Source organism: Pseudomonas nunensis (genome assembly GCF_024296925.1).
Classification (GTDB): Bacteria; Pseudomonadota; Gammaproteobacteria; order Pseudomonadales; family Pseudomonadaceae; genus Aquipseudomonas; species Aquipseudomonas nunensis.
This window is the reverse complement of record NZ_CP101125.1, coordinates 285696-311206: the sequence shown is the minus strand read 5'-3', so window position 1 is coordinate 311206 and position 25511 is coordinate 285696. Positions and strand designations below refer to the sequence as shown.

The window sequence follows — 25511 nt, the reverse complement described above, 5'->3', positions numbered from 1 at the left end:
CACAGGTTCGGTGTTTGATATGAAAGCGGTGCCGCAGCGGCTATGAGGTTGCGCGCTCCAGCAGCGCTTCCACTTCCTCGGGGACTTTCACAAACACGCTGTATTTCGCCCCTTCCATGGTTTCAAACGCAATCAGCTTGTCCACCAACGGTGCGTTCAACACCTTGCCGGCATTGAGCAGCAGCATGCCGTTGTCGGCGTTGAGGTTGCGCGCCAGGATCATGCCCGGCGCCAGGTCACGAGTGGTCAGCACTTTGACCGACGGGTCGGCCAGGGTCACATCGCTGAGGTACGCGGCGCACACCTGAATGAAATCCTCGACCAGCTCGGGATCGTAGAGCCGCCCGGCGTAGTTGCGGATATACACCAGCGCTTCGTCGCTGTTCATTTGCCGTTCGAGGATCAGCCCGCGCTGCAATTCGATGAAATCCACCGCCAGTTTCAGCAACCGCGAACCAAACGGAATCGCCTCGCCCTTGAGCCGGTCCGGGAAACCGCTGCCGTCCCAGCGTTCCTGGTGGTGCAGGATCAGGCGGGCGGCGTCCTTCATAGGGTCGAGGGTCATCAGCAGCGACTCGCTCTGCTTCGGATACTCGCGATAGCGGTCGCGATCAATGTGATGCAGCATGTCCGACGGCGTGATCATCATGCTGTCGGTCCAGCTCAACTTGCCGATGTTGTACAGCGCGGCGGCCATGGTCAGGTCGCGGCTGGTGCCCTCGTCCAGGCCGTGAAGTTTGCAGTACACCCGCACCAGTTCGATGATCTGGCGGTTGGTCTGCTTGGCCGGCGGCAGGCGCAGGTTGGCCAGCAACGAGAACACTTCGGTGCCGGTGACGTAACTGTGTTTGAGCTCCTCATACGCCAGGTCGAGCATGTCGGCGGTCTGTTGCAACTCGGAGGTGCGCGCCGCGACGTGTTTTTCCAGGGTCGTATTAAGGGTTTTCAACTGGTCGTTCTGCTGGCGGGTCAATTGCACCAGGCGCCGGCGTTCCAGCTCGGAATGATGATGCTCCAGGGCTTGGCGCAAGGTCAGCTGCAGTTCTTCGTCATTCCAGGGTTTGCTGATGTAACGGTGGATCTGCCCGTCGTTGATCGCCTTGATGATCGTCGGCAGGTCTGCGTACCCCGTCAGCAGGATGCGCGTGGTCGTCGGGTAGAGCTGATGGATATGGGCCAACAACGTGGCGCCATCCATATTGGGCATGCGTGCGTCGCTCATCACCAGATCGATGGGCTGTTGCGCCATGATTTCCAGGGCTTGGGCCCCGCTGGTGGCCAACAGTACGTCGTAGGGCTGGCCGCGCAACAGACGACGCAGGCTGCTGAGGATTGATTCCTCGTCGTCGACCAGCAACACCTTGGGTTTATCGGTCAAAGTCGTAGGGAGTTGCTCTTCCATGGCGTCACCTCGAGTGAAACGTGTCCAACGTTGTGGCAGGCGACGACAAACGTCCACTCTTGCCGGAGCCTGATCTACAGGCTAGATGATTTTCAGACATTGCCGGCAACTCATTCATTCCACACACCCGAGCGAACTCCAGACAAGGGGGCTATGCTCAGGTCACTCGGATCCACATTCTGTGACCGTTCGGCCAGGTGATCAGGGAAAGGATGCCCCTATGAACAGACCGTTTCGAATCGCTGTCGCCCCGGGCGGATGCCTATGAATGCGCTGCTTGCACGGACGAACCGGCGCATCCTCATCGTCGACGATACTGCCTCGATCCATCAGGATTTTGCGAAGATCCTCAGCCCTCAGACTATCGAGGACGACGATCTGGACAGCACCGAACGAGCCCTTTTCGGATCGACGGCAGCTATTACTTTGCAAAGCTTTACCCTTGAATCGGCTTTTCAGGGCCTGGAAGCGCTGAACAAGGTCGAGACGGCGCTGGCCAACGACATGCCCTACGCCATGGCCTTCATCGACATGCGCATGCCGCCAGGCTGGGACGGGCTGGAAACCATCGAACGGCTGTGGCAGGTCGATCCCAAGCTGCAAGTCGCGCTGTGCACGGCTTATTCCGACTATTCGTGGGAAGACATCGACGAACGCCTGGAGCTGGGTGATCGCCTGCTGATCCTGAAAAAACCCTTCGATGCCATCGAAATTCGTCAGATGGCCAGTGCGCTCACCGCCAAATGGCAGATGACCGAAGACGCAGCGCTGAAGATGTCCCTGCTCGAACAAGCCGTGGAAGAACGCACCCGGGAACTGTCCGACGCCAACATCATCGTGCAGAACAGCCCGACGATTCTGTATCGCCTGCGCGGCGAACCGTCGTTCCCGCTGATGTACATCTCCCACAACATCACCAAATACGGGCACACCGCAGCCAAACTGGTGGCGTCGGCCAATTGGTCCAAAGAGCTGATTCACCCGGACGATCTGTCCAAAGTCGACGACGCCATGGAACGCGTGCTGGACCGGCATGCCGAGGGCGCGTCCATCGAGTTCCGTATGCGCACCGGCGACGGCGCTTGGCGCTGGGTCGAAAACCGCTACATCCCGGTGCGTGACGCCGAAGGCCGGTTGCTGGAAGTCGAAGGCATCATCCTCGACATCACCGAACGCAGGCTGGCTGAAGAGAAAATCGCCCTGCTGGCCCGCACCGACGGGCTGACCGGGCTGGCCAACCGCGCCACCCTGATCGAACGGCTGCACCAGGCGTACGCGGCCAATCGGCGTGGCGCCAACGCGTTCGCGATTTTTTACCTGGACCTGGATCACTTCAAACGCATCAACGACACCCTCGGCCACCCGGTGGGCGACCAGTTGCTGCAGGAAGTCGCCCGGCGGATCAAAGCCTGCGTACGTGAAAACGATGTGGTCGCGCGCCTCGGTGGTGACGAATTCGCCATTTTGCAGCTGGATGTCAGCGACCCGACCCAATCTGCGGCACTGGCGGCCAAGGTTCGCGATTCGCTGGTGCTGCCCTACTCCCTGGGCGGCAACGATGTACGGGCCTCGGTGAGTATCGGCATCAGCAGTTGCACCCCGGACATCCTCAGCGCCGACGCCCTGCTGACCCAGGCCGACATGGCGCTCTATCGCTCCAAGGAGCAGGGCCGCAACCAGTACCATTTCCATTCCGAGGAGATCAATCAGGAAGTGGTCGAGCGCATGACCATCGCCAGCGACCTGAAATCCGCCATCGAACATGAAGAACTCGAACTGCATTACTGGCCGGAAGTGGACCTGAGCACCGGCAAGATCCTCGGCATGGAAGCCCAGGTCACCTGGAACCACCCTACCCGTGGCGTGCTTGAAGGCCCGGCGTTCCTGCCGGCGGCGGAAAAAACCGGGACCATCGTCGCCCTTGGTCACTGGGTGCTGGACCAAGCCTGTCGGCAGATGCGCCAGTGGCGCGACGAAGGCATGGCGCCGCCGGTGATTGCGATCAAGCTGTCCCTGGCCCAGCTCAAGAGCGGCCCCGAACTGATCTATGACGTGCTGCGCACTACCGCGCGCTGGGAACTGTGCCCCTGGGACCTGCGTTTTGACGTCACCGAGGCGACCCTGGCACAGACCAAATGGACCCACAACGATGTGCTGCCGCGCCTGCGGGAGCTAGGGGTGAAGATCGCCATCGATGATTTCGGCACTGAATATTCTTCATTCGATTACCTCAAGACCTATCAGGTCAATCACCTGAAACTCGCCCAGGCTTTCATCGATACCGCCGCGCAGGATCCGGCGAGCGCGAACACCTTGCGCGCCATTATTAATTTCGCCCGTGACGTAGGGATCGGAATCATTGCCGAAGGTGTCGAAACCCAAGAGCAACGCAGTTCGCTGATGGCCACAGGTTCGCCGATGAATGCCCAAGGGTATTTTTTCAGTAAAGCGGTCAGCAGCCAACAAGCCGCCGAACTGCTGAAGGCCGGGAGCATCGTGCCCCCGGCAGGCGAAAATGACCCAAGCCTGGGTAGCCCGCCGCGTTCCACGGAGGAAAACGGATGAAGACCCCCTTCGTGCGGACCAACCGGCGCATCCTTATCATTGACGACACGCCGTCGATCCATCTGGACTTCCGCAAAATTCTCGACCCCGACGCGGAAGCGGAACAGTCCCTGGCAGGCACCGAAGAAGCGTTGTTCGGCACCCAGCAACCGGACCGGCTGACCTTTGAGCTCGACTCTGCGTACCAGGGCCGGGAAGCCCTGGAACTGGTCAAGCGCGCCCGGGCCGAAGGTCGCCCGTATGCCCTGGCGTTCACCGACATGCGCATGCCGCCGGGCTGGGACGGGCTGGAGACTATTGAAGAGTTGTGGAAGGCCGACCCCAGCCTGCAAATCGCCCTGTGCACCGCGTATTCGGATTACAGCTGGGAAGCCATGGCCGAACGACTGGAATTCGGCGATCAGTTGCTGGTGCTGAAAAAACCGTTCGACAGCCTGGAAATCCGCCAGATGGCCAGTGCCCTGACCTGGAAATGGCAGATGGCCCAGGACGCGGCGATGAAAGTGCTGAGCCTCGAGCAGACCATCGAGGCACGGGTGCATGAGTTGCTCAAGGTCTCGCACTTGCTGCAATACGACATTCTCACCGAGTTGCCCAACAGCACCTTGCTCGGCGATCGCCTCAACCAGTCGCTGGCCTTGTCCCGGCGCCACGACAAACAACTGGCGGTGATGTTTCTCGGGCTGGACCGCTTCAAGCGCATCAACAATGCGCTGGGACATCCGGCCGGCGACGAAATGCTCAAACGCGTCGGGCAAAGCCTGGTGGCCACGGTGCGCGAATCCGACTCGGTGTTTCGTTATGGCTCCGACGAGTTCGTGGTGATCCTCGCCGATATCCGTCACCCGCAACAGACCAAGGGCATCGCCGAAAAACTCTTGAATGCCATCCGCGCGCCGCAACACATTGCCGGCCACGACCTGAGCGTGACCGCCAGCCTGGGGATCAGCATCTATCCCGAGGACGGCCTCGACGCCATCGTGCTGATCAAGAAAGCCGAAACCGCGATGCGCAACGTCAAGGAAAACGGCCCCAACGATTTCAGCTTTTTCATCGATGAAATGAACCAGCGCGCCCGGGAGCAGCAGAGCATTGAGTCGGGTATTCGCCTGGCCCTGGAGCGCAACGAATTTGTTCTGCACTACCAACCGAAGCTGGACTTGAGCAATGGCCAGGTGGTCGGCGCCGAGGCGTTGATCCGCTGGAAAAAACCCGGACAAGGTTGGGTCTATCCCTCGGATTTCATCGCGGTCGCCGAAGACAGCGGCTTGATTGTGCCGTTGACCAAATGGGTGATGGCACAGGCCTGTCGTCAGGCGTGCATCTGGAAAACCGCCGGGCTGCCGGATATCTGCATCTCGGTCAACGTCTCGGCCATCGACTTTCGCCAGCGCGACTTTGTCGAGAGCATCGAACTGATTCTCAAGCAGACCGGCATGGAACCGACGCTGCTGGAGCTGGAGATCACCGAAGGCGTATTGATGCAGAACGTCGATGCTACCGTGACCGCCCTGAACCGGATCAAGGCCTTGGGCGTGCGCCTGGCAATCGATGACTTCGGCACGGGTTATTCCAGCCTGAGTTACCTGCGCAGGTTTCCCATCGATGTGCTGAAAATCGACCAGTCATTCATTCGCGGCTTGAGCCGGGACAGCAGCGATGCTGCGCTGGTCAGCGCGATTATCAGCCTGGGCAAGAGCCTCAAGCTGACAGTCATCGCCGAAGGCATCGAAACCCTTGAACAACTGGATTTCCTCAAGGCCCACCACTGCGAGGAAGGCCAGGGTTATTACTTCAGCAAAGCCGTGGCGCCGGATGCGTTCGCACATTATCTGATGTCGGTAAAACCCCTGCCTTCAGCCCAGGCATGAGCAGTACGCAACGACACGCAGGCCAACCGCCAAGGAATCACCCGATGTCGCCTAAACCTGCCTTTGCCCTTGCGGTGTTTGCGTTGGCGATCTGCCTGACCGCCGTCGGCGCACCGCTGGACGAACCGCTCAAACCGTTACCCGCCGTGCCGCAGCAGAATCCCTTGCGGGTTGAACTCGGTCGCCAGTTATTCAATGAGCCACGTTTGTCGGTCAGCAACAGCCTGTCGTGCGCCGATTGCCATCGACTGGCAAGCGGCGGCGCCGACAACAAACCGTTCTCCATCGGCTTCAACGGCCAACCAGTGGCCATCAATACCCCCAGCGTGTTCAACGCCTCGTTGAACTTCCGGCAGTTCTGGAATGGACGGGCCGACACCCTGGAAACCCAGGTCCACGATGTGGTGCAGAGCCCCAGCGAAATGGGCAGCAACTGGGAACACGTGGTGCAGACGCTGAGCACCGACGCGACCTATAAAGCCGCATTCGCCAAGGCTTACGCGGACGGCGTCAGCATGAACAATGTGCAAAATGCCCTGGCCAGCTACGAGCGCACGCTGCTCAGCAGCAACTCGCGCTTCGATCAGTACCTGCAAGGCAATACCGACATTCTCAGCCTCGATGAAAAGTACGGTTATCAACGCTTCAAGGACTACGGCTGCATTACCTGCCATCAAGGGGTGAACATCGGCGGCAACATGTTCCAGAAATTCGGGGTCATGGGGGATTACTTCAAGGCCCGGGGCAACCCCGTCGAAAGCGACCTGGGACGCTACCTGGTGACCAAGGATGAAGAGGACCGCAACGTGTTCAAGGTCCCGAGCCTGCGTAACGTCGCCGTGACCGCGCCGTACTTCCACGACGCCTCGGCGAAAACCCTCGAGGAGGCGGTGGACGTGATGTTCAAGTTTCAGCTTGGCCGTGTGCCCTCGGACGATGACCAGCACCTGATTATCCTGTTTCTCAAAACCCTGACTGGTGAATGGGAGGGCAAGCCATTATGAAAATGTCCCGACGTCGCAGCCTGGCGCTGCTCAGCCTGGTGGCCCTCGCCCTGGCCTCGATCCTGCTGTTCCTGTACCTCAAATCCAGCTCCGACCAGACCGCGACCTACACCGAATCCCGGGACTTGATTGCGCGGATGAAACAACTCAACGCGCAGTGGGAAACCGAGATTCTCAAGGCCCGGGTCGCGATCAGTCACAACTACGATCCGCTGGTCTCGCCCCTCACCGAAATGACCGAGCTGTGGCAGCGGTTCGACAGCATGGAATCGAACCACGGCCGCAACGACTCACCCGCCTGGAACACCAGTCATGACGCGTACCTCGCCGCTTTCCAGGAAAAGACCCGCCTGGTGGAACAGTTCAAGTCCCACAACGCGGTGCTGCGCAACTCACTGGCGTTCTTGCCCACCGCCGAGGACGACATCCAGCAACCCCTGACCGAAGTGGAAGGTGGCGACCAGCAACAACTGCAGAACATCGCCACCGACACCTACGACTTGCTGCTCAGCGCCCTGGAATTCGCCCAGGTCACCTCGGATGACAAGGCTGCCGACATCCTGGTGGGCCTGAACAAAATGGGGGTCAATAAAACCCGGCTGCCGGAGGCGTTCCATAGCCCCATCGATATCCTGAGCAACCACATTGCGCTGATCCTGCGCGAGCAACCGATCGTCAATCGCCTGCTGGAAAACATTGAAGCCATCCCGGTGGCCCAGCGCCTGGACGACATCACCAGCCTGCTGAACCAGGATCAGCAGCAGTCCGACGCGATTTATCAGCGCTACCATTTCTACATGCTGGTGTTTTCCGTGCTGCTGGTCCTGGTGCTGGTGTACCTGGCGATCCGGTTGATGCGCAGCTTCACCGAGATCAGTCGCGTCAACAAAGCGCTGCAAACCGCCAATGATGACCTGGAGCTGCGGGTCGAAGAACGCACCCGGGAACTCAAGGACACCCAGAGCGAACTGCTCGACACGGCACGCCAGGCCGGCATGGCCGAGATCGCCACCAACGTGTTGCACAACGTCGGCAACGTGCTCAACAGCGTGAACATCTCCGCCGATCTGGTGACCCGCAAACTGCGCGGCAGCAAAGCCTTGGGGCTGGGCAAGGCGATGCAGTTGATCAACGAACATCCTGCGGACCTGGGCAGTTTTCTGAGCGACGACCCCAAAGGCAAATTGCTGCCCGGCTACCTCAATCAACTGGTGGACGCCATCGCTCTCGAACAACAGGGCATGACCGACGAACTGGCGCAACTGACCAAAAGCGTGGACCACATCAAGGACATCGTCGCGACCCAGCAATCCTACGCAGGCGCCAACAGCCTGATGGAGCCGGTGCAGATCAGCGAACTGCTGGAGGACGCCCTGCGCATGAACTCCGGCGCCCTGACCCGGCACCATGTCACGGTGGTCAAGGAGTACACCGAAGTACCTCGGGTCATGGGCGATAAGCACCGCTTGCTGCTGATCCTGATCAACCTGATCAGCAACGCCAAATACGCCATGTCCGATCTCAGCGACCGTCCACGCCAGATGACCCTCGGAGTGAAAATCGTCGACGAGAGCATTCTGCAAGTCAGCGTCAAGGATGACGGTGAAGGCATCCCCGCGGAAAACATGACGCGAATCTTTGCCCACGGTTTTACCACCCGCAAGGAAGGCCACGGTTTCGGCCTGCACAGCTGCGCCCTGGCCGCCATCGAGATGAACGGCCACCTCACCGCCCACAGCGACGGACCGGGCAAAGGTGCACTATTCACGTTGCAGATCCCCCTGAAAACCGTAGCAGGTGACGCATGAGCAACCCTTCGAATCGACGCATTTTGTTGATCGATGACACGCCCTCCATTCACGTGGATTTCCGCAAGATCCTCACCCCTGCACCGCCGCAACACGTGGAACTGGACGAGATGGAAGCCGCGCTGTTCGGCGCTGAAGCGAAATCCGCCAGCGCACTGTTCGAACTGGACTCGGCGTTCGGCGGTCAGGAAGGCCTGGGCAAACTCAAATTCGCCATGAAAGAACAGCGCCCTTACGCCATGGCCTTCGTCGACATGCGCATGCCCGACGGTTGGGACGGCGCGCAGACCATCGAACACCTCTGGCAGGAAGACCCGCGCCTGCAAGTGGTGGTGTGTACCGCTTACTCCGATTATTCGTGGGATGAACTGCTGGACCGTTTGCAGGCCCACGACCGGTTGCTGATCCTGAAAAAACCGTTCGACAACATCGAAGTCCAGCAGATGGCCAATACCCTGCTGACCAAATGGGACATGACCGAGCGGGCCAGTGTGCAGGTGGATCATCTGGGGCAAATGGTCGAACGCCGGACCCGGCAGTTCAAGGAAGCCAGCGTCGAGCTGCAACGGGAAATCGACGAGCGCAAACAGCTTGAATCGCAATTGGTGCAGTCGGAGAAACTCGCATCGCTGGGGCAACTGGCGGCGGGTGTCGCCCATGAAATCAATAACCCCATCGGGTTCATTTCCTCCAACCTCGGCTGCCTCGACGGCTACTTCAAGCAGTTGCAGGAAATGCTCGACGCCTATCGGGGCGCCGAAGCGTCGATTACCTCACCCGAGGTGATCGACCGGCTGAATGTGCTGCGCGAGCGAGTCGAGCTGGAATTCCTGCGCGAGGACATTCCGCTGCTGATCAAGGAGTCCAAGGACGGCATCAACCGCGTCGGGCAGATCGTCAAGGACTTGAAAGACTTCTCCCGGGTGGATTCCAACCAGGAATGGCAGTGGGCCAATCTGCAACAGGGCATCGAATCGACCCTGAACATCGTCGCCAACGAACTCAAGTACAAGGCCGATGTGGTGAAGCAATATCAGGTGCTGCCGGAAATCGAATGCCTGCCCTCGCAAATCAACCAGGTGATCATGAACCTGATCGTCAACGCCTCCCAGGCCATCGGCACGGAACGCGGCACCATCACGTTGAGCACTGGGCTTGAGGGCGAGACAGTGTGGATCGAGGTGGCGGACACGGGCTCGGGCATTGAGCCGCAGACGTTGCAGAAAATCTTCGACCCGTTCTTCACCACCAAACCGATTGGCCAAGGCACGGGGTTGGGGTTGTCACTGTCATACGGGATCGTGAAAAAACATCACGGGGATATTTCGGTGCGCAGCGTCGTCGGGACCGGTACTACGTTCAGGGTTGAGTTGCCAGTGCATCAGACCAAGTTGGCGAGTTGAACCGCCACTGGTAAGGGCATCACTGTGTGGAACCTTGGAACTCCAGCTCCGGGGGAACGGCGAAGAGTAATAAGAAGAATTAACCGCTTACAGTTACGGAAATGTCCTACGCAGGGGTTTGATAGTTTGCGTGGCACCGCAGTCTGCGGTGGCCATATAACTTAACCTCTATTGGAAAACCGGCATGTCCGACATCTCCGCACTTAAAGACAGAAACAACCTTAAAACCCTTCACCTCTTCCTGTTGGGCCTGATTACGTCCAGCCTTTACTGCATTGTCTGGATGTATAAAACCAACGCTTTTCTGGAGGAGGTCACCAAGATCAAAACCATGAGTTCCCGGTATTTCATCTGCTACCTGGCGTTGATGGGACTGGGGGGCCTTTTCCTGAACTCGGCAAATCCGTACGTAGTGCCATTAGGTGGGATGATGCTGCTCACTTCGACCATCCTTGGGATTGTCTGGGCATTTCGCGCACGCAACGCGTTGCGTGCCTACACGCTGATGGAACATAAGTTCGAGTTGCGAATGAAGGGGGTATACACCCTGCTTTTTACGATTTATTACGTCAATTACTGCATCAACGACTTGCCCAATGCCAAACAAAAAAGCCACGAAAAAATGCAGTCGGTCGAAAAAACCACTCAAGCCTGAAACACCTGTAGGAGCGAAGCTTGCTCGCGAAAGCGGTGTGTCAGTCGCCATTATTAGTGACTTACACACCGCCTTCGCGAGCAAGCTTCGCTCCTACAGGGTTATGCGAGGTTAGGTGGCTTCCTGGAAATCCATCTCCGGCGGCTGACGACGGAATCCGCCGGTCAGTATCGCCAGGTACACCACGCCAATCGCCAGCCAGCTCAGGCCCAGGTAAATCGCCAGGTGATCGAGGCTGACCATCAGCCACAGATCCGCCGCCAGGCCAATGAACGGGAACACCAGAAACAGCACCAGTTCACGCGGGCCTTTCTTCTCGCCGGCGATCCAGTAATGAAAGATCACCGACAGGTTCACCAGGCTGAAGGCCAGGAAGGCGCCGAAGTTGATGAACGAAGTCGAGGTGGTCACGTCGAGTTTCAGCGCTAGCAAAGCCACCACCGCGCACAGCAGGATGCTGTTGACCGGCGTGCCGAATTTCTCATGCAAGGTGCCGAAGAACGACTTCGGCAACACGCCGTCGCGGCCCATGGCGAACAGTAACCGCGAACCGCTGGCCTGGGCCGACAGGCCCGAAGCGAACTGGCCGACGATCAGCCCGATCAGGAAGATCGACACAAATAGATCACCGCCGATGTTGCGCGCAATTTCGTAGGCCGCCGAGTCGACGTTGTCGAACTGGAACGACGGATGCGCAATCTGCACGAAGTACGACACGCCGACGAAAATCAATCCACCGATCAGGGTGATCAGCATGATCGCCCGTGGAATGGTGCGGCGCGGGTCGCGGGTTTCTTCGGTCAGGGTGCTGACCGCGTCGAAGCCAAGGAACGAGTAACAGGCGATGGCCGCGCCGCTCATGATCAGCGGCATTTGCATGTCGCCGTTAAAGAACGGTTTGACCGTCCACAGCGGCGTGCTCGCGTCGCCACCGATGTAGTGGATGCACAGCGCGACGAAGGCGATCAGCACCAGGAACTGCACGAGCATCAGCAAGGCGTTGATGCCGTTGGCCAGTTTCAGGCCGACGATGTTGATCGCACTGGTGATGCCGATGAACGCCAGCACCCAGATCCACTGCGGCACCGCCGGGAAGGCGGAGTTGAGGTAGGCCGCGCCGATCAGCCAGATCGCCATCGGCAGGAACAGGTAGTCGAGCAGCACTGCCCAACCGGCGATGAACCCGAGTTTTGGGCTGATGGCTTTGCGCACATAGCTGTAGGCCGAACCGGCGACCGGGAACGCGGCGGCCATGCGCCCGTAGCTCATGGCGGTGAAGAACATCGCCACCAGCGCCGCCAGGTAAGCGGCCGGGACCATGCCGGCGGTGGATTGAGCGAGGATGCCAAAGGTGCCGAGCACAATGATCGGCGTCATGTAGGCGATGCCGAACAGCACCACCGAACCCAATGACAGGGTGCGTTGTAAACGAGCCATGAGCGACTACTCCGAATTTATTAGATTTATGGCAGAGCCGAGTTCGGCGCAAATTACGGGTGTTGCGTTGTTGTTCTTGGTCGATCGAAACAGGTGTGTCGTCTGGGAGGGCCTCTTCGCGAGCAAGCCCGCTCCCACAGGGGAATGCATTTCAAATGTGGGAGCGGGCTTGCTCGCGAAGGCGCCAGCCCGATCGACACAAAAACCGGATCAGTTCCTGGGAATCAGTAACTCCCGCAGTCCATTGGCATGCTCAACAATCTCCCCCGGCAACTTCAGCCGCTGGTCATCCAGGTACCGATAATCCTGCCGCGCTGCCGCCAGCTGATTCAGGTCCAGCTCAACCGCGAACTGCCCCTCCTCGCGCCCGGCTTCGAACAGCAGAGTGCCCAGCGGATCCACCAGCGCACTGCCGCCAGCAAACAACAAGCCGCCATCGCCCGCTTCCACCCGGTTGACCATCAGCGCGAACGCCTGGTTTTCCTGGGCGCGGGCCATGATCGCGGTGCGGTGGGTCGGGCCGTACGGGTCCATGTTGCCGTTGGTGACGATCAGCACTTCGGCGCCCAGTTGCGCCAGGGCGCGGGCAGTCTCGGGGAATTCGATGTCGTAGCAAATCAACAGACCGACCCGCACCCCGTTCCACAGGCACGTGGCATAACGGTCGCCGGGCTCGTAGACCCCGCGATCCGACGCCCACAAATGCGTCTTGCGATAGCGCAGGGCAATGCCTTCAGGGGTAATCAGCAGCGTGGTGTTGTAGAAACGACCGTTGTCGTTCTCGGCCATGCCGACCACCACGGCGATATTGCGTGCACGGGCGGCGGCGATCACCGCGCTGACGGTCGGGCCGTCCAGCGGCTCGGCGACCTGGGCCACGGATTCTTCCGAGGGGAAGCCCATCAAGTGGCCTTCCGGGAACATGATCAGTTGCGTATCGGCGGCGCTGGCGGCAATCGCGGCCAGGGCGCGTTCGAGGTTGTAAGCCGTGTCGTTGTCACGGCCCGCCAATTGGGCGAGTTCGACCTTCATGGGTATTCCTTGTTATGTGCGCCGGGGTTGCAGAAAGATTGCCCGGTCGGTGTCTGTGCGCCAGTATGCGCAGCAAGCAACCGGCCAGGGAATTACGCGGCCGGGGTAACCCGATAGGGGTAGACGCATGACACTTTCGCTGGATGACATCGCCTGGCACCGCTCGGTGGGGCAACTGATCGACGCCCTCGACAAGCCGAATTTCTGGACGCAGCTCGTGCGGTTGCTCGATCAATACGTGGATTTCGATAGCTGGGTGGTGCTGCTGTTCAGCGCCGACCAGCACCCGCAGGTGTTCGCCGAATGCCCTGGCGAGGATGGCAGCCCCGACCAGTTGTTCCAGGATTACCTGCGCGGTCTGTACCTGCTCGACCCGTTCTACATCGCCTGCCGCGAACAGTCGCGCACCGGGCTCTATCGCCTGTCGGAAGTTGCGCCCGAACACTTCGAGCTGACCGAGTATTACCAGCGCTACTTTCGTCTGAATGTGGTGGCCGATGAAATCCAGTTCAATTGCCAGCTCGAAGGCGACCGCACGCTGTGCCTGTCGCTGGGCAGCAAGCAGCGTTTCAGTGGCCAGCAGATCGCCTTGCTGTCGCTGATCCAGCCGTGGGTCCTGGGTCTGTTGCGCCAGCGCCTGCCGTATGAAATCAACGAAGTCGTGGCCCTGGCCCCCGCCCCACCGCAGCCTGATTGGCGGGTCCAGCTGGAAGCGTCGGTGCAGCAACTCAAAGGCGCGCAGTTAACCGCTCGGGAACTGGATGTCGGACGCTTGATGCTCAGCGGTTGCTCCAGTAAAGAAATCGCCCGTAAGCTGGAAATCTCCGTAGAAACCGTGAAAGTCCATAAGAAACACATGTACAGCAAACTGGGGATCAAATCCCAGCAGGAGCTGTTTTCAATTTTTCTCCAGGCACAAAATGCCTGACTGCCCAGTGAGGGGGCTTTTCTGTGGGAGCGGGCTTGCTCGCGAAAGCGGTGTGTCAGACAACATCAATGTTGAATGTGATGGCCTCTTCGCGAGCAAGCCCGCTCCTACAGGGATATCAGTGTCCCCACAGTTCACTGTGTTGCACATAACCGAGTCCGAACCCAAGGAAACCGTATGAGCCTGTCACTCTTGAGCCGCTACGCCTTCTTTGCCGCTTGCGTGATATTCACCCTCGCCAGCCTGCCCTTCCTGCAACACGACTGGCTCTGGCCGATCACCGCTGTCACCGGCATTCTCAGCCTGATCGGCATATTCGACCTGCTGCAAAGCCCTCACGCCGTGCGTCGCAACTACCCGATCCTCGGCAACATTCGTTATCTGGTGGAAGGCATTCGCCCGGAAATCCGCCAGTACCTGCTCGAATCCGACAGCGACGCCCTGCCCTTCTCCCGGGCCCAGCGCTCGCTGGTCTATTCCCGGGCCAAGAATGAAAGCGCCGATAAACCGTTCGGCACGCTGATCGATGTGTATCAGTCGGGCTTCGAATTCATCGGCCACTCCATGCGTCCGGCGCCGTTGAGCGACCCGAGCGGTTTTCGCGTCATGGTCGGCGGCCCGCAGTGCACCCAGCCGTACTCGGCATCGGTGTTCAACATCTCGGCCATGAGCTTCGGCTCGCTCAGCGCCAACGCGATTCGCGCGTTGAACCAGGGCGCCAAGCTCGGCAATTTCGCCCACGACACCGGTGAAGGCAGCATCAGCGCCTATCACCGGGAAAACGGCGGCGACCTGACCTGGGAACTTGGCAGCGGCTACTTCGGTTGCCGCACCGCCGACGGCCGTTTCGACCCGGAACGCTTCGCCGCCCAGGCGCAGACGCCGCAAGTGCGGATGATCGAAATCAAGATGAGTCAGGGCGCAAAACCGGGCCACGGCGGGATTTTGCCCAAGCACAAGGTCACCAAGGAAATCGCCGAAACCCGCGGCATCATGATGGGCGAAGACTGCATCTCGCCGTCACGCCACAGCGCGTTTTCCACACCGATCGAACTGATGCAGTTCATCCAGCAACTGCGCGAACTGTCCGGCGGCAAACCGGTGGGCTTCAAGTTCTGCCTCGGTCACCCATGGGAATTCATGGGCATCGCCAAGGCCATGCTGGAAACCGGCATCCTCCCGGACTTCATCGTTGTCGACGGCAAGGAAGGCGGGACCGGCGCGGCGCCCGTGGAATTCACCGACCACATCGGCGTGCCGATGCGCGAAGGCTTGCTGTTCGTGCACAACACCCTGGTCGGCCTGAACCTGCGCGACAAGATCAAACTCGGCGCCAGCGGCAAAATTGTCAGCGCCTTCGACATAGCCAGCGTACTGGCCATCGGCGCCGACTGGGCCAACTCGGCGCGCGGCTTCATGTTCGCGATCGGCTGCATCCAGTCGCAAAGCTGCCACACCAACAAATGCCCGACCGGCGTTGCGACCCAGGACGTCTTGCGCCAGCGTGCGCTGGTGGTGCCGGACAAGGCTCAGCGCGTGTTCAACTTCCATCGCAATACCTTGAAGGCTTTGGCCGAAATGCTGGCCGCTGCCGGGTTGGATCATCCTTCGCAATTGTCGGCCAAGCATCTGGTACGGCGCATGTCGGCGACCGAGATCAAGTTGTTCTCGCAGTTGCATGTGTTCTTGAAGCCGGGGGAGTTGTTGACCGGGGAAGTGAACGGCGAGTTTTATTCGCGGATGTGGCAGATGGCGCGGGCGGATAGTTTTGAGCCGGGTGAGATAGCGGCGGCATAAAGAATGTTTGGGCGCCAGCCGCACGGACACCCGCCGATTGGCTGGAACCGACTCATGCCTGGCGCTCACGAAACAGCACAAACCTCGAAAAGAAAAACCCGCACACCAGGCTCAACAATGAAAACGTTGTCACCGTCACCAGGCCATGAAGCAGCCATGTATCGCCTATGCGCCCGATGCCGTAGCTCAGGATGCCCATGACAGCGATGAACAGCAGATACCCGGTTACTGAGACTTCGGCATCAAAGGTGTAAAGCGCATTCACATAGAAGGAAAACGACGCGGCCACGCAAAACGCCGCAAAGTTGCTGGTGGCCTGACTGAGCTCCGCGGCGGCGGTGAGAACGAAAAATATCTGCCAATGAATAATTGCGTTGGCCAACCCGACCGCCGCGTAACTGGAGAAACCTTTCCATAAGGCTTTCATGCCGGCTCTGTCCCGCATTACCACTTGAGGTGCTTCTCAAACTAAAAGCACCACCCGACGGCGTCTACTGTCAGAAATTACAGGTTGCCGCTGTTCTGGATGAACGGTCACCACTGCAACTCAGCGATCGGCCTCGGCTCTTTCATGACGATAAAACCGTAATCTCCCAGCAGATAAATGCGGTAGTACTGACTGTCCACCAACGGTACAAATCCCTGATACCCGACCCGGGTTGCATTGCGCCGCTCGCGCTCGGCCACCACGTTGGTGATGCCGGCTTTTGGCAGATTCTCGGCCAACATGTAGTAATCGGTGTTCAGCAAATAGCGCAGCACCGGCAAATGTTTGAACGAGCCGGCAGCCCCGACCAGCCAGTGATCGGAGTAAGTCACCGACATATAAATGCGCTTGGCATCGCGCAGTGCCGGGCGCGAAGCGATGTCGTAGCTCAAGGCATTCAGCGCGGTGTTGGCGAAGGTCTTTTGTAGCATCAACACCCGGCCGTAGGCGTAGGACAGCGAGAGCATGGCCAACAGCGGGACCAGCAACAGCAGCGGCAATCGTCGATGCACGGCCGCCAGCGCCAAGTGGCTCAGGTAGAACAGCAGCAACAGCACTACTGAAAAACCCATCAAGGTTCGGGCGCCTTCATTGAAGTCGCGGAAGAACAGCGCGGCACCGGGTACCAGCAGCACCGCGATCGGTAAGGTCAGTAAACACAGAAGCCCGATTAGCGCATTCTTCCGCCCGTTATCCCTGCGTTCAATGATGCGTCGCCCCACCAACACACTGCCGGCAATCGCACCCAGGAATAGCGCGCCAAACACCCAACCGAAGCCACCGTGAAACAGCAGCATGACCTTTTCCAGCACCCGGCCTGCATTGGTTTCGACTTGCTGCAGCGGGCTCGCCTGCCCATTCAATAACAGAGTGCGATTCGGGTTCATGTAGGCATACGCCGTGGCGGCGTAGATCAACCAGGCCAGCCCCGTTTGCGCGACTTTCCAGCCGATCATCCGGCACCCTTCGGGCCAGGGCAGACGGTCGTTCGCGTAGCGCAACAGCTCCACGCAACACAGCCCGATAAACACGTTGATACTGACCTGATACAACCCCAGGCCCAGGGCAATCAGCAACGCGGGGACCAGCAGTTGTTGCACCCGCGAAACACTGCGAAAGGTGATCGCGAAGATCACCGCCACCAGACTCAAGGTCATGGCCGGCCCGTCATATTGATACGACAGGTTTTGCAGGAAGAACGGGTTGTACCAGAACGCGAGCACCACCAGAAAATGGGTGAATGTCGGTTCGATAAAGTAGTGGAAGGTCAGGCGGGTCAGCGCCCAAGCCATCGCCAGTGTGGCCAGCAGCAAGGGCAGCGGGAAGATGTTCGGCGCAGCATCGGTAAAGGTCAGCCAGTTATAGAACAGCTGGGTGAATAAGCGCCCCTCCCCGGCCCACCCCATGCCAGCGGCCAGTGAACGCCAGTTGTCATCGATGTACGGATAATCCGCGAGGATCAGCGGCAGAACATAGGCAAGGGTCGCCAACAAAAAACACAGCCAGACCCGCCGGCTGCCGAGTTCTCTGTCGAGCCAATCGCCCATGCGCATGTCGGAGCCCCTTGGGGTTACTGCATTAAGCCCATAGCGTATTGAACCCGCCACCGGCTCTAAATCACTGGCTTTGCGACAGACGGCGATGCCGGGCAATATCCCGTAATACCCGGCCTTTGCAATTACCGGCCAATCGCGCCACCCTGCGCGCCGCCGATGCGTGGCACTTTTGCGCCGCGTGGCGCTCCTTACTCAACACCCGTTCAAGAGCCCTCAGCCATGACGTCTGAACGCGATCACCGCATCGACTTTTTTCGCGGCCTGGCCCTGATCTTCATTTTCTGGGATCACGTGCCGCACAACCCACTCGGGCAAATCACTCCGCGTAATTTCGGTTTCAGCGATGCGGCGGAAATTTTCGTGTTTCTGGCCGGGTACGCGGCAGTCCTGGCCTACGGCAAGATCCTCAAGCGCGACGGTTATCTGATCGCCTGCGTGAAAATCCTGCGCCGCGCCTGGGTGCTCTATGTGGTGCATATCTTTTTGCTGGCGATGCTGATGGGCATCGTGTTCTTCGCCAACAGCCATGTGGAAACCCGCGATCTGGTGGAAGAAATGGGCATGCACCACTTCATCACCAATCCCCAGCAAGCGCTGACGGATGAGTTGCTGTTGCGCTTCAAACCGAACCTCATGGACCCGCTGCCGCTGTACATCGTGCTGCTGGCCGGTTTGCCGTTGGTGCTGCCGATGCTGGTGCGCGCACCTTGGGCGGTGGTGGCCGTGTCGTTGACCGTGTACCTGCTGGCGCCGTGGTTTGGCTGGAACCTGGCGGCCATCAAGGATGGCGTGTGGTACTTCAACCCGGTGGTCTGGCAACTGCTGTTCGTACTCGGTGGCGCTACCGCGATTCACGGGCAGCGGCTGCGCCTGCCCGACACTCGAGCGCTGATGCGCCAACCGTTGTTTGTCAGTGCGCTGGTGTACGCGGTGCTCGCCGGGGTGATTACAATCTCCTGGCGCTGGCCGGAAATACACGACGCGCTGATGCCTGCGTGGCTGAGTAACCTGCTTTACCCGATCAGCAAGACCGACCTGTCGCCGGTGCGCCTGCTGCACTTCCTGGCGCTGGCCTACGTCACCGCCAAGTTATTGCCCGACAGCGGCTGGACGCAAAACTGGCTGGCGCAGCAAAGCTGTCGCATGGGGCGTTATTCGCTGGAGGTTTTCTGCCTGGGTGTGCTGTTGGCGCCATTGGCGGACATGGTCAATGCCATGACCGACGATGCGTTTGCCATGCAGATCTTCACTGCGCTGGTGGGGGCAGGGTTGATGGCGTTGCTGGGGGTTTGGCTGGATTTCAACAAGCGCTTGAACCGGCCGGTGCAAGCAGTAACCGTTTGATTTCGGCAAGACACCCTTTGTGGCGAGGAGGCTTGCCCCCGTTCGGCTGCGCAGCAGTCGCAAACCTGTGGATCCGGTTTGAATGAAGGAATGCCGGGAGCGCTTCGCACTCAAAAGGGGGCAAGCCCCCTCGCCACAAAAGCTCGCTCGCCACAGTTAAGCGTGCCTCAACAAAAAGCCCCGGCCAATTGACCGGGGCTTTTGCATTTCAGGCGTTACAACTTCAAGACGCCGAACGCACCGCACCTTGCGCCACATTGGTCGGTTGCAACTTGAACACATAGAACAACACCGTCAGCAGCACCAGGAACGCCGGGCCGACATACAGCGCCACGCGGGTGTCCGGGAAGTACGCCATCAGGCCGACTACCAGCACCAGGAATGCCAGCGCCAGGTAGGAACTGACCGGGTACAGCCACATCTTGTATTTCAGGCCGGCCCGTTCGCTGGCGCTCAAACCTTTGCGGAATTTGAGCTGGGCCAGCAGGATCATCACCCAGGTCCAGATCGCGCCGAAGGTGGCAATCGCTGTCACCCAGACGAAGACTTTTTCCGGGACCATGTAGTTGAGCAGCACACCCAGCAACAGCACGAAGATCGACAGCAGCAGTGCGCGACGGGGCACGCCGTTGCTCGAGGTCGTGGCGAAACCGGCCGGGGCCTGGCCGTTCTGCGCCAGGCTGTAAAGCATGCGACCGGTGCTGAAGATACCGCCGTTGCACGACGACAGCGCTGCCGTGATCACCACGAAGTTGATGATGCCGGCGGCAGTCTTGATCCCCAGACGCTCGAAAGTCATCACGAACGGGCTGCCTTGGGTGCCGATTTCGTTCCACGGGTAGATCGACAGGATCACAAACAACGCGCCGACGTAGAACAGCAGGATCCGCCAGAACACCGATCCGATCGCATTGGGAATGGTCTTCTGCGGGTTCTTCGCTTCCCCGGCGGTCAGGCCGATCATCTCGACGCCGAGGTAGGCGAACATCACCATTTGCAGGGACATCAATACGCCTTGCACGCCGTTAGGCATGAAGCCGCCGTGGGCCCACAGGTTGGAAATCCCCAAGGCCACGCCGTCGTTGCCGAAACCGAACGCGATCACGCCGATACCGCCGATCACCATCGCAATGATCGTGACGATCTTGATCAGGGCGAACCAGAATTCAAACTCACCGAAGGCTTTTACCGCGATCAGGTTGATGGTGCCCATGCTGATCAACGCCGACAGCGCCCAGATCCAGCGCGGCACGTCGGGGAACCAGACGCCCATGTACACCGCCACCGCAGTGATTTCCGCAACGCAGGTCACCAACCACAGGAACCAGTAGTTCCAGCCGGTAAGGAAACCGGCCAACGGACCGAGATAATCCTGGGCGTAACGGCTGAAGGAGCCTGCGACCGGGTTGTGCACGGCCATCTCGCCGAGGGCGCGCATGATCACCAGGATCGCCAGACCGCCGATGATGTAGGACAGCATGATCGCGGGGCCGGCCATTTCAATGGCCTTGGCCGACCCGAGGAACAGGCCGACGCCGATACAGGCACCGAGTGCCATCAAGCGAATATGCCGTTCGCCCAGTTCGCGTTTAAGCGGGCCGCCCTGAGCGGTCTCGCCTTGGGGCAGATGATTGCCTGCTGGCATAGGGGTACAACCTCGTCTTGTTATTGGATGTGACCACCGAGTAAACGAAGCGCAGACCGGTAAGCCAGCGCTTCCCGATACCGGGCCTGCCTTGTGGGCAAACCCGTCTTGTAGGACAAAACCTGCAAGATCAGCGGGGCGTGCAGTATAAAAAGCTTCGGACAGGGCTTTTCACTCTATAAACCACAACATTCAGGCACAACTCTCGCCAAAAGCCCGGTTTACGGAGGGGCATTACCTGGGTTTTGCAGGATTATTCGCTGCTGAAACGGCGGGGAGTATTGCACGGTAATGGTGCGTCGTCATGTATCGACGCAGGTCGTATTGGCCCATCGCAAGCGTCTAGCACAGCAATTCCAGACGATGAGACCCTGTGGCGAGGGAGCTTGCTCCCGCTCGACTGCGCAGCAGTCGCCAACCCAGTGATATAGGTTTATCAGGCACACCGCGATACCGGGATTGGGGCTGCTTCGCAGCCCAGCGGGAGCAAGCTCCCTCGCCACAGGGAATGTTTTGCGCTTTAGTCCTTCGACAGCTTCGGAATTTTCAGACAGTAGTTGCCGGCTCACGTAGGAAGGTAGCGGGCTAGGGTTCTTTCAGGTCACTGCAAAAGGACGCAATGGAATGCACCCACATCCGAACTCCCATCGACTGCGTCATGGACGTTACTCAGAACAAGGGCGAGGCTATCTGATCACTGCAGTCGTCTATCAACGTCTTCGTGTTTTCAGTGATTGGCGCTTGGGACGTCTACTGGTTGCTGAACTCAGGCGAGCCCATGAACAGCAATGGGTTAATTCAATAGCCTGGGTTGTCATGCCGGACCATTTTCATTGGCTGGTGCAATTGGAACAGCGCTCTCTGGCGCAACTGATGCAGGCCATCAAGTCTCGCAGCACATTGAGTATCAATCGAGCGTCAGGCACTCGTGGGGCATTCTGGCAAAGCGGCTACCACGACCGTGCGATCCGCGACGGCGAAGAACTTCGGCCTTTCGCCCGCTACATCGTTGCCAATCCGGTGCGTGCCGGGCTCGTGGAGAAAACTGGCGACTATCCGCTTTGGGATGCTTGCTGGCTTTGAACACGGATCCAAGGTTGGACATTCATTGTGGCGAGGGAGCTTGCTCCCGCTTGAGCGCGCAGCGCTCACAAAAAGGGGCCGCTTCGCAGCCCGGCGTCGGAACGCCGCCCGGAGCAAGCTCGCTCGCCACAAGACTGTGTTGGACTTACGGGCAAGTCCGTTCACTGCACACAACCACTCATACGATTTCGATATTTCTCTATTCACAATTTTTTCACCAGCGCCAACCACCGTCTAAGCTTCAGACAAGTCCGATCAATCTGCGTGAATGGATCAGTCGACTATGGGCGCGTTATGGCAATCCGATTCGAGTAAAACCGTGGTTCCGACTGAACGTGTGGATGATGCGCCTTTACCTGAAAAACCCCGTCGTGCCAAACACGGCTGGAAGGCATTCTGGTTGTTGCTGCTGATTATCCTGGTCGTGCTGGGGCTGGCCGCCGCCAAGGAAATGCGCACCTCTAAATTTCAGGCCCGGGAAGTCAGCAAATTTGCCGCGTCCTTGAGTTATGAGGTTCAACCCGGTCCCAGCGACGCGATTCGCTACCCGGGTGCGGGGCCGTTCGATTTGCGTTTGGGCTACAGCTCCATGGGAGATTTTCTTGCCCGGTTGCTCAAGCGCAACTACGTCATCGCTTCGCAAACCCGCTTTTCGCCGGCGCTGATGAAGTACAGCGACCGGGGCTTTTTCGTGCCCTATGCGGAGAAAATCCAGGCCGGGCTGTCGATCACCGATTGCCGCGCGGCGCCGCTGTACCAGTTCAACTATCCGCAACAGCTGTATTCCAGCTTCGATTCGATCCCGCCGGTGGTGGTCAGTAGCTTGCTATTCATCGAAAACCGTTTCCTGCTCGACCCCAAGCAGCCCCTGGCCAACCCGGCCGTGGACTGGCCGCGGTTCGGCATGGCCGCATGGTCCCAAGTGGCGAAACTGATGCACTTGCCGGGGCAGTCGGCGGGCGGCAGTACTTTGGCGACGCAGCTTGAGAAATACCGCCACTCCCCCGACGGCTTGACCGTCTCGGGCGCGGAGAAGATCCGCCAGATGATTTCCGCCAGCGTGCGCGCCTATCAGAGCGGGCCGCAGACCTTGCAGTCGCGGCAAAACGTGGTGCGCGACTACCTCAACAGCGTGCCGCTGTCGGCCGTTCCCGGTCACGGTGAAGTGCATGGCATGGCCGAAGGCTTGCGCGTCTGGTACGGCGCCGATTTCAACAAGGCCAATGAAACCCTGGCCAGCACCGCCACGGATCCAAAGACCATGGCCGCCAAAGGCCTGGCCCTGCGTGAAATGCTGTCGCTGATGATCGCCCAGCGCCGCCCTTCTCACTACCTGACCAAAGGTCATGACGAACTGGCCGACCTCACCGACAGCCACATCCGCCTGCTGGCCCAGAACAATGTCATTGATGCGCAGTTCGCCGCCGCCGCGCTGGCCAGCAAAGTCACCTACCGCGACTGGCAGACCCAACCGACCATCCAGCCGATTGAAACCAATAAAGGCATCAGCACTGCGCGCAGCCGCTTGGCGTCGATGCTCAACCGGCCGCTGTACGACCTCGACCGCCTCGACCTGTCAGCCACCAGCACTTTGCAAAGTGACCTGCAGGCCCAGGCCACCGAGTACCTCAAGCACCTCGCCGACCCAGTGTTTGCCGGGCAGATCGGCCTGATCGGCGAACGCCTGCTCACCCCCACCAGTACCACGGCGGTGCGCTACAGCTTCACGCTGTTTGAACTGACCCCGGATGGTTCTCGCGTGCGGGTGCAGACTGACAGCACCGACCAGCCCTTCGACATCAACGAAGGCAGCAAACTGGAACTGGGTTCCACCGCCAAGATGCGGGTGCTGACCACATACTTGCAGATCATTTCCGAGCTGCACGACAAGTACGCCGACAAGACCGTGGCCGAGTTGAAAAAAACCGACGTCCCCGATCAGGATCGCCTGAGCCGTTGGGTCGTCGATTACCTGATCCAGAACAACGACCGCGACCTGTCGAAAATGCTCGGCGCCGCGCTCGACCGCAAATACTCGGCCAGCCCCGGTGAAGCCTTCTTCACCGGTGGCGGGCTGCACACGTTCCACAACTTTCGCAACGAGGACAACGGCCGCCTGCCGACCCTGCGCGATGCCATCCGCGAGTCGATCAACCTGCCGTTCATTCGCCTGATGCGTGACATCGTGCGCTACACCACTTATTCCGGCCCCAGCAGCAGCGCCGAATTGCTCAAGGACGACCGCGACCCTCGGCGTCAGGAATATCTGGCTTCTTTTGCCGACAAGGAAGGCACGTCGTTCCTGCTCAAGTTCTGGAAAAAATACAGAAACAAGGACACCGACGCGCGCCTCGAAACCTTCCTCGACAGCATGCGCCCGACCCCGATTCGCATGGCCGCCGTGCACCGTTATCTCTACCCGGACGCCGAGCAGGCCGCGTTCAACACCTTCGTGCGCGCCCATCTCAAAGGCGCCAAGCTCAACGAAAAACTCACCGACGAACGCCTGGAGCGCCTGTACCTGAGCTACGGCCCTGGCTCCTATGACTTGCCGGACCAGGGTTTTATCGCCAAGGTCCACCCGCTGGATCTGTGGTTGATCGGCTACCTGCTGCACCACCCGGACGCCAAGTGGAGCGAGATCGTCAAAGCCAGTCAGTTCGAACGCCAGGAGGTCTACAGCTGGCTGTTCAAGAGTAAACACAAGGGCGCCCGCGACAGTCGCATTCGCACCATGCTCGAGATCGAAGCCTTTCTCGACATTCATCAACGCTGGCAGAAGGTCGGCTACCCGTTCGATCACCTGGTGCCATCGCTGGCCACTGCCATCGGCAGCTCCGGTGACCGGCCGGCGGCCTTGGCCGAACTGATCGGCACCATCCTCAACGATGGCGTGCGCATGCCAACGCTGCGCATCGACAGCCTGCACTTCGCCGCCAACACGCCGTATGAAACTCAAGTGATCAACGACCCGAATGTCGGCAAACGGGTGATGCCTTCCGAAGTCGCCGCAGCCATGCGCGAAGCCTTGTCGCATGTGGTGGACGCCGGTACGGCCAAACGCGTGTCCGGCAGTTTCAAGACACCGGACGGCACACCACTGGCGATGGGCGGCAAGACCGGCACCGGGGATAACCGCATCGAAGCCATCGGCGCCGGTGGGCGGATCCTCAGTTCGAAATCGATCAACCGTACTGCGACTTTCGTGTTCTACATCGGCGATCACCACTTCGGCACCTTGACTGCATTCGTACCAGGCCGTACTGCCGAAACATTCAAATTCACTTCGGCGTTGCCGGTACAGGTGCTCAAGGGCATGGCGCCGATCCTGACGCCTTATTTGCAGCCCGGTCGCAACACGGAATGCCAGGCACCGGTGGTCGTGCAGCGATGATGCTGACCATCGCTGTCGCGATTTCCTACGAAGAAAACGACGTTAGTGACGGTGGTGGTAAATAAGTATTTTCGGCATTCCAATTTTCAATGGATAACCC

The 25511-nt window shown here is 59.4% G+C and carries 17 protein-coding genes; 11 read left to right on the top strand and 6 right to left on the bottom strand.

All coding sequences use genetic code 11. The features are described from left to right. Positions 1–40: 40 nt before the first annotated feature. The gene (gene nosR / locus NK667_RS01455; RefSeq protein WP_054045266.1) at positions 41–1402 is read right to left on the bottom strand and encodes a response regulator c-di-GMP phosphodiesterase, NosR family; all 1362 of its coding nucleotides are present in this window, start codon (positions 1400–1402) and stop codon (positions 41–43) included. 258 nt (positions 1403–1660) lie between these two features. Here nosR and NK667_RS01450 point away from each other — a divergent pair, with 258 nt between their 5' ends. The 6 genes from NK667_RS01450 (at position 1661) to NK667_RS01425 (ending at position 10708) form a co-directional block, all read left to right on the top strand. Further along, positions 1661–3967, top strand: a complete 2307-nt coding sequence (locus NK667_RS01450) for an EAL domain-containing protein (protein WP_054613652.1) — start codon at positions 1661–1663, stop codon at positions 3965–3967. Beyond that, entirely contained in the window at positions 3964–5838 is a 1875-nt protein-coding gene (locus NK667_RS01445; RefSeq protein WP_054045270.1) for a putative bifunctional diguanylate cyclase/phosphodiesterase, read from the top strand. The genes NK667_RS01450 and NK667_RS01445 overlap by 4 nt, the downstream gene beginning before the upstream one ends. Positions 5839–5882: 44 nt before the next feature. Beyond that, positions 5883–6842 (top strand): cytochrome-c peroxidase, encoded by a 960-nt coding sequence (locus tag NK667_RS01440; protein WP_054045273.1) that lies wholly within the window; start codon positions 5883–5885, stop codon positions 6840–6842. Next, complete coding sequence (locus NK667_RS01435; protein WP_054613651.1) at positions 6839–8650, top strand: DAHL domain-containing protein; 1812 nt, start codon at positions 6839–6841, stop codon at positions 8648–8650. The genes NK667_RS01440 and NK667_RS01435 overlap by 4 nt, the downstream gene beginning before the upstream one ends. Beyond that, entirely contained in the window at positions 8647–10053 is a 1407-nt protein-coding gene (locus NK667_RS01430) for an ATP-binding protein (protein WP_054613650.1), read from the top strand. Before NK667_RS01435 ends, NK667_RS01430 begins: the two co-directional genes overlap by 4 nt. A 184-nt stretch (positions 10054–10237) precedes the next feature. Beyond that, positions 10238–10708 (top strand): DUF4234 domain-containing protein, encoded by a 471-nt coding sequence (locus NK667_RS01425; protein WP_054613649.1) that lies wholly within the window; start codon positions 10238–10240, stop codon positions 10706–10708. 111 nt (positions 10709–10819) lie between these two features. On the opposite strand, the gene NK667_RS01420 is transcribed toward NK667_RS01425, so the two are convergent. Both NK667_RS01420 and NK667_RS01415 read right to left on the bottom strand, forming a co-directional pair. Continuing rightward, positions 10820–12145 (bottom strand): APC family permease, encoded by a 1326-nt coding sequence (locus NK667_RS01420; protein ID WP_054613648.1) that lies wholly within the window; start codon positions 12143–12145, stop codon positions 10820–10822. A 210-nt stretch (positions 12146–12355) separates the two neighbouring features. Further along, complete coding sequence (locus NK667_RS01415) at positions 12356–13177, bottom strand: carbon-nitrogen hydrolase family protein (protein WP_054045280.1); 822 nt, start codon at positions 13175–13177, stop codon at positions 12356–12358. Between the two features lie 127 nt (positions 13178–13304). Between NK667_RS01415 and NK667_RS01410 the strand changes: the two genes are divergently transcribed. After that, on the top strand, positions 13305–14105 hold the full coding sequence (locus tag NK667_RS01410; RefSeq protein WP_054045282.1) for a helix-turn-helix transcriptional regulator: 801 nt from the start codon (positions 13305–13307) through the stop codon (positions 14103–14105). A gap of 177 nt (positions 14106–14282) precedes the next feature. Then, positions 14283–15902 (top strand): FMN-binding glutamate synthase family protein, encoded by a 1620-nt coding sequence (locus NK667_RS01405; protein WP_054613647.1) that lies wholly within the window; start codon positions 14283–14285, stop codon positions 15900–15902. Between the two features lie 52 nt (positions 15903–15954). On the opposite strand, the gene NK667_RS01400 is transcribed toward NK667_RS01405, so the two are convergent. Then, the gene (locus tag NK667_RS01400) at positions 15955–16329 is read right to left on the bottom strand and encodes a GtrA family protein (RefSeq protein ID WP_054045287.1); all 375 of its coding nucleotides are present in this window, start codon (positions 16327–16329) and stop codon (positions 15955–15957) included. A gap of 107 nt (positions 16330–16436) precedes the next feature. Further along, complete coding sequence (locus NK667_RS01395; protein ID WP_236708548.1) at positions 16437–17942, bottom strand: glucosyltransferase domain-containing protein; 1506 nt, start codon at positions 17940–17942, stop codon at positions 16437–16439. Between the two features lie 222 nt (positions 17943–18164). Between NK667_RS01395 and NK667_RS01390 the strand changes: the two genes are divergently transcribed. Then, a complete protein-coding gene (locus tag NK667_RS01390; protein ID WP_054045288.1) occupies positions 18165–19289 on the top strand; it encodes an OpgC family protein in 1125 nt (374 codons plus the stop codon). A 223-nt stretch (positions 19290–19512) separates the two neighbouring features. Here the strand turns inward: NK667_RS01390 and NK667_RS01385 are convergent, their stop codons facing one another. Further along, positions 19513–20934, bottom strand: a complete 1422-nt coding sequence (locus tag NK667_RS01385) for an amino acid permease (protein ID WP_054613646.1) — start codon at positions 20932–20934, stop codon at positions 19513–19515. A gap of 624 nt (positions 20935–21558) precedes the next feature. Between NK667_RS01385 and NK667_RS01380 the strand changes: the two genes are divergently transcribed. Continuing rightward, positions 21559–22017 (top strand): REP-associated tyrosine transposase, encoded by a 459-nt coding sequence (locus NK667_RS01380; protein WP_054613645.1) that lies wholly within the window; start codon positions 21559–21561, stop codon positions 22015–22017. Between the two features lie 283 nt (positions 22018–22300). Continuing rightward, positions 22301–25411 (top strand): transglycosylase domain-containing protein, encoded by a 3111-nt coding sequence (locus NK667_RS01375; protein WP_054613644.1) that lies wholly within the window; start codon positions 22301–22303, stop codon positions 25409–25411. Positions 25412–25511: the final 100 nt, after the last annotated feature.

Excerpts from the sequence above, each read along its gene's own strand:
- NK667_RS01430 (WP_054613650.1), top strand. The coding sequence starts at position 8,647 with ATGAGCAACCCTTCGAATCGACGCATTTTGTTGATCGATGACACGCCC.
- nosR (WP_054045266.1), bottom strand. The coding sequence starts at position 1,402 with ATGGAAGAGCAACTCCCTACGACTTTGACCGATAAACCCAAGGTGTTG.
- NK667_RS01405 (WP_054613647.1), top strand. The coding sequence starts at position 14,283 with ATGAGCCTGTCACTCTTGAGCCGCTACGCCTTCTTTGCCGCTTGCGTG.
- NK667_RS01410 (WP_054045282.1), top strand. The coding sequence starts at position 13,305 with ATGACACTTTCGCTGGATGACATCGCCTGGCACCGCTCGGTGGGGCAA.
- NK667_RS01385 (WP_054613646.1), bottom strand. The coding sequence starts at position 20,934 with ATGCCAGCAGGCAATCATCTGCCCCAAGGCGAGACCGCTCAGGGCGGC.
- NK667_RS01450 (WP_054613652.1), top strand. The coding sequence starts at position 1,661 with ATGCCTATGAATGCGCTGCTTGCACGGACGAACCGGCGCATCCTCATC.
- NK667_RS01440 (WP_054045273.1), top strand. The coding sequence starts at position 5,883 with ATGTCGCCTAAACCTGCCTTTGCCCTTGCGGTGTTTGCGTTGGCGATC.
- NK667_RS01400 (WP_054045287.1), bottom strand. The coding sequence starts at position 16,329 with ATGAAAGCCTTATGGAAAGGTTTCTCCAGTTACGCGGCGGTCGGGTTG.
- NK667_RS01425 (WP_054613649.1), top strand. The coding sequence starts at position 10,238 with ATGTCCGACATCTCCGCACTTAAAGACAGAAACAACCTTAAAACCCTT.
- NK667_RS01375 (WP_054613644.1), top strand. The coding sequence starts at position 22,301 with ATGGGCGCGTTATGGCAATCCGATTCGAGTAAAACCGTGGTTCCGACT.
- NK667_RS01415 (WP_054045280.1), bottom strand. The coding sequence starts at position 13,177 with ATGAAGGTCGAACTCGCCCAATTGGCGGGCCGTGACAACGACACGGCT.
- NK667_RS01445 (WP_054045270.1), top strand. The coding sequence starts at position 3,964 with ATGAAGACCCCCTTCGTGCGGACCAACCGGCGCATCCTTATCATTGAC.
- NK667_RS01390 (WP_054045288.1), top strand. The coding sequence starts at position 18,165 with ATGACGTCTGAACGCGATCACCGCATCGACTTTTTTCGCGGCCTGGCC.
- NK667_RS01395 (WP_236708548.1), bottom strand. The coding sequence starts at position 17,942 with ATGCGCATGGGCGATTGGCTCGACAGAGAACTCGGCAGCCGGCGGGTC.
- NK667_RS01435 (WP_054613651.1), top strand. The coding sequence starts at position 6,839 with ATGAAAATGTCCCGACGTCGCAGCCTGGCGCTGCTCAGCCTGGTGGCC.
- NK667_RS01420 (WP_054613648.1), bottom strand. The coding sequence starts at position 12,145 with ATGGCTCGTTTACAACGCACCCTGTCATTGGGTTCGGTGGTGCTGTTC.
- NK667_RS01380 (WP_054613645.1), top strand. The coding sequence starts at position 21,559 with ATGCACCCACATCCGAACTCCCATCGACTGCGTCATGGACGTTACTCA.